Origin of the sequence: Pseudonocardia nigra, assembly GCF_019396355.1 — a bacterium.
Lineage (GTDB): Bacteria > Actinomycetota > Actinomycetes > Mycobacteriales > Pseudonocardiaceae > Pseudonocardia > Pseudonocardia nigra.
Window position 1 is genome coordinate 1 of record NZ_JAHKRK010000358.1, and the last position, 4,526, is coordinate 4,526.

Consider the following 4,526-nt stretch of genomic DNA (forward strand, 5'->3'; position numbering starts at 1 on the left):
CTCGCCGGCCGCGCCAACCTCGCCCACGCCCGACGCGACCTCCACGACCACGCCGCCGCCTTCGCGGTCTTCGGAATCTAACAACAAACGATCAAACCGGACAAAGATCTACAACGCCGGGGCCCTGTGCGCATCGCGAGCAGGTGGGCTCCGGCCAGCGCCGCGGCCCGTATCGTCTCAGTCGTAACGGATTAGCCGCGCGATCCTCAGCCCGTCGTAGCTCGCCGAGGACAGCAGATCGGCGCCGGGATTGACGTACGTCGCCGAACAGGTGCGTCTTGAGATAGCGGGCCCCCATCCGACCGGGGTACCCGATGAAGAATGGGGTGTTGTAGGAGTAACCTGCGTCGTAGTCGGGCGTATCCCGCACGATCGCGACGCCACGGCGTCTCGCGATTTCGCGAGCCGGGCCGGTCAGGTCCTTGCCGGCAAGGGCGTATACGGCGTGGCCGATGTCATAGCCGGTGACGAACAGTTCGGGAGTGATCAGCCGGCGGGCGTCCCGCGCGGGAGCATCTGGGCGGCCCGGTCGAGTTCGGCAATCGCCCGGGACGTTGCCGGGTGTGCCAGCTGGTTGCAAGCCGGCGAGCCTCATGGCGCCGACCAGACGCAGCTGCCGCCCACCCACGTCGAGCGGATCGGCACCGACGCGATCTCGGCCGGGTCGACGGCCGTCAGGTCGGCGCCCAGGACCACGAAGTCGGCAAGCTGGCCCGGCGTCAGCCTCCCCTTGATCGCGCTCTCGCCCGTGGCGTGGGCCGACCCGGCGGTGTAGACGGCCAGCGCGTCGAGCACGTCGAGCCGCTGGCCCGGCCCCACCACCAGCCCGCTCGCGGTGCGGCGGGTGACCAGGCTCTGCAGGGCCAGCAGCGGGTCAATCGGCACGATCGGGAAGTCCGACGAGCCGCCGACCTGCACGCCCGCATCCAGCAACGACCGGTGCGCGCACGCCATCTCGGTGCGCTCCGGGCCGTAGAAGCCGCGGACCGCCTCGCCGAACAGCGCGATGAACGGGCCGAAGGGCACCGGCGTCACCCCGGCGCGCTTGATCCGCCCGATCAAGGCGTCGTCGACGATGCTGCAGTGCTCGATCCGGTGGTTGGGCCGTGACGGCCGGTCGGGCAGTGACTCCAGCACGTCCAAGACCTTCGCGATCGCGAGGTCCCCATTGGCGTGGACCGCCACGCGCAGGCCTGCCGCGTCGACGGCACGCACCTTCTCGGCGAAGCCGGCGTCCCCGAGCACCTGCAGGCCATTGTCGGCACCCGTCGCGCTCGGATACGGATGCCGGCACAGGCAGGTGCCACCGGAGAACGCGCCGTCGAGCATCATCTTCACACCGGCGAGCTGCAGGTGCACGGCGTCCGGCTGCTCCTGCGGCCAGGCCTGCGGGTCGAAGTAGCTGTGCCACAGCAGCATGCTCACCCGCGGCGTGAGCTGCCCGGCCCGCAGGGCAGAGACGTACATCTGCTGCTCCAGTGGCGTGACGATCGCGTCGCAGTAGGACGTGATGCCCACCCGGTGCAGCTCGGCGTTGATCTCCCGCAGGGCCGCCACCTGCGCGGCGGCCTCCCCGCCGGGGGCGATCGAGGCACGCTGCGGCCCGGGCAGCCACGGGTCCAGCCACGCCCGCTCGAACATCCAGCCGTCGAGACGGCCGTCCGCACCGACCGTCAGCTCACCGCCGTCCGGCGCGTCGGCAGGCGCGCGGTAGCCGAGCATCTCCAGGGCCCGGCTGTTCACAACCGCCCGATGAAACGTGTACTGGATGATCACAATCGGGTGCTCGGTCGAGACGGTGTCGAGGAAGTCCCGGTCGACCCCGGCCACCTCGCGCTCGTTCAGCGGCTGGCCGACGACCCACTCCCCCGCCGGCACGACGGCCGCGCGGGCCCGCAATGCCGCCCGCACCTCCTCACGGTCGGCAGCCGTGGACAGGTCCACGCGCACCCGCGCCAGCGCCGCCTGCGACGGGTGGCAATGCGCATCGTTGAAGCCGGGGACGACGAGCGCACCCTCCAGGTCGACCCACTCGGCGCCCGGGTAGCGCTCACGCAGCTCCGCCCGCGGACCCGAGGCCACCACCCACTCGCCGTCGACGGCGAACGCCTCCGGCTCCGGGCCCTCCAGTGGTAGGATCCGCGGCCCGGTGAAGACCTTCACGGCGCCACCAGCCCGCCGTAGGACTCCGGGCGGCGGTCGCGAAAGAACGCCCAGCGATCCCGGATCTCGCGGATCTGATCCAGGTCGAGGTCGCGGACGACCAGCTCGGCCTTCGCGTCGCTTGCCGGCTCACCGACAGTCGCTCCATCCGGCCCGACGAAGTAGGAGCTTCCGTAGAAGTCGTTGTCGCCGTACTCCTCCACCCCGACCCGATTGAGGGCGCCGACGAAGTAGGCGTTCGCCACGGCGGACGCGGGCTGCTCGAGCTGCCACAGGTACTGCGACAGCCCGCGGTGGGAGGCCGACGGATTGAAGACGATCTCGGCGCCGCCAAGGCCAAACGCCCGCCAGCCCTCGGGGAAGTGCCGGTCATAGCAGATGTAGATACCGATACGCCCGGCGGCCGTGTCGAAGACCGGGTAGCCCAGGTTTCCGGGCCGGAAGTAGAACTTCTCCCAGAACCCCTTCAGGTTCGGGATGTGGTTCTTGCGGTACTTGCCGAGGAAGGTGCCGTCGGCGTCTACCACGGCCGCGGTGTTGTACAGCACTCCCGGCTGCTCCTCCTCGAACACGGGCAGGATCATCACGAGCCCGAGCTCGGCGGCGAGCGCGCGGAACCGCTCGACGGTCGGCCCGTCCGGCACCCGCTCGGCGTAGCCGTAGAACTCCCGGTCCTGCACCTGACAGAAGAACGGGCCGTGGAACAGCTCTTGGAAACAGAGCACCTGGGCACCCTGCTCGGCAGCCTGCCTGGCGGCCTGTTCGTGCTCATCCAGCATGGACTCTTGATCGCCGGTCCATGCCGTCTGGAACATTGCGGCGCGCACCATTCTGGTCATGACGGGACGGCTCCCCTCGTCGAGTTCAGGGCGGTGACCTCGCGGTCGAGGTTCGTCCGGGGTCCGCACGAAATCGCGATCAGCGCGACTACGGACACCGCGGACAGGTAGGCGCCGACGGCCAAGCTGCTCTGTGTCGCCGCGTAGAGGTACGTCGCGACGAAGGGCGCCGGGGCCGAGGCGATGATCCCGCTGAGCTGGTAGGCCAATCCGGCTCCGGTGTAGCGGACCCGGGTCGCGAACAGACCGGGAATGAAGCTGGTGATCACGGCACTGGAGAACGCGTGGCCCACCGGCAGCGCGAGGAATGCGGCCAGGAAGATGCCCCACGCCGTGCCGGTCTGGAAGGACGCGAACATCGGCACCCCGATCACGATGCCGATCACCGCGCCGAGCTGCAGCAGCTGTTTGCGGCCGATCCGGTCCGCGATCATCGCCACGAGCGGCATGCTGATGATGTCGATCGCCGCGGCGGCCATGATCATGACCAGGATCGTCCCCCGGTCGAACCCGAGGTCCTGTGGACCGTGGGCGAGCATGTAGACCGTGGACAGGTAGAACACGGTGTTGCCACCCGCGATGGCCAACGCACCGATCAGCACAGGCCGCTTATGCTCGCGCAGCACCTCGATGATCGGCACCCGCTGCCGGCGCTCGCGCTGGGCCTCCTCGTCCTGCATCTGTGTGAACTCGGGTGACTCGGTGACCTTCAGCCGGATGTAGAGCCCCACCGCAATCAGCACTACGGAGCCGAGGAACGGGATCCGCCACCCCCACGCCTGGAACTGCGCCTCGGGCATCAGCTGCACGAGGTAGAACGCGCCGGTCGCCAATACGATCCCGGCGGGGACGCCGGCCTGCGGCCAGCTGGCGAAGAACGCGCGCTTCCGGGCCGGCGCGTGCTCCAGTGCCATCAGCACAGCGCCGCCCCACTCGCCGCCCACGGCGAAGCCCTGCAGGAACCGCAGGGCGACCAGGATGACGGGCGCGGCGACGCCGATCGCCGCGTAGCCCGGCACCAGCCCGACCAGCACGGTCGCCAGCCCCATGCCAAGCAGCGAGAACACCAGCATCCGCTTGCGGCTCACCCGGTCCCCGAAGTGACCGAAGATGATGCTGCCCAGCGGCCGCGCGATGAACGCCACGGAAAACGTGCCGAACGCCGCAAGGGTCCCGGCCGCCGGACTGAGCGTCGGGAAGAACTGCTGGTTGAGCACGAGCACCGCGGCGGTGCCGAAGATGAAGTAGTCGTACCACTCGACGGTGGTCCCGATGAAGCTCGCGAATGCGACCTTGGCCGGCGATACCGGCACCGGTGTTTCGACCCCTGTCGACGCTGACATGGTCTCGTCTCCTCAGTTTCCGCTGTAGTAGTAGCGGTCGGCCACCTCGAGCGTGGTAAGCATTCAGCCCGATCTTGAGCGTGACCTCGTGTCGGGGTCAGTGTGATCTTGGCGGCAGTGGCGTGTCGATCACGAATGATCGGCTGGTCTGCGGTGTGATCTTGGGGTGTCCGAGCCGGAG

The 4,526-nt window shown here is 69.1% G+C and carries 4 protein-coding genes; all 4 read right to left on the reverse strand.

The annotated features are described in order from the left end of the window. Positions 1-91: 91 nt before the first annotated feature. From KME75_RS47280 to KME75_RS40150, 4 genes are read right to left on the reverse strand one after another with little or no spacing between them, the layout of a single operon-like run. The gene (locus tag KME75_RS47280) at positions 92-595 is read right to left on the reverse strand and encodes a nitrilase-related carbon-nitrogen hydrolase (RefSeq protein ID WP_219420232.1); all 504 of its coding nucleotides are present in this window, start codon (positions 593-595) and stop codon (positions 92-94) included. Beyond that, positions 592-2,163: an amidohydrolase gene (locus KME75_RS40140; protein WP_219420233.1), complete on the reverse strand. Its 1,572-nt coding sequence runs from the start codon at positions 2,161-2,163 to the stop codon at positions 592-594. The genes KME75_RS47280 and KME75_RS40140 overlap by 4 nt, the downstream gene beginning before the upstream one ends. After that, on the reverse strand, positions 2,160-3,002 hold the full coding sequence (locus tag KME75_RS40145; RefSeq protein WP_219420234.1) for a nitrilase-related carbon-nitrogen hydrolase: 843 nt from the start codon (positions 3,000-3,002) through the stop codon (positions 2,160-2,162). Before KME75_RS40145 ends, KME75_RS40140 begins: the two co-directional genes overlap by 4 nt. After that, the gene (locus KME75_RS40150) at positions 2,999-4,345 is read right to left on the reverse strand and encodes an MFS transporter (protein WP_219420235.1); all 1,347 of its coding nucleotides are present in this window, start codon (positions 4,343-4,345) and stop codon (positions 2,999-3,001) included. The genes KME75_RS40145 and KME75_RS40150 overlap by 4 nt, the downstream gene beginning before the upstream one ends. Between the last annotated feature and the right edge of the window lie 181 nt (positions 4,346-4,526).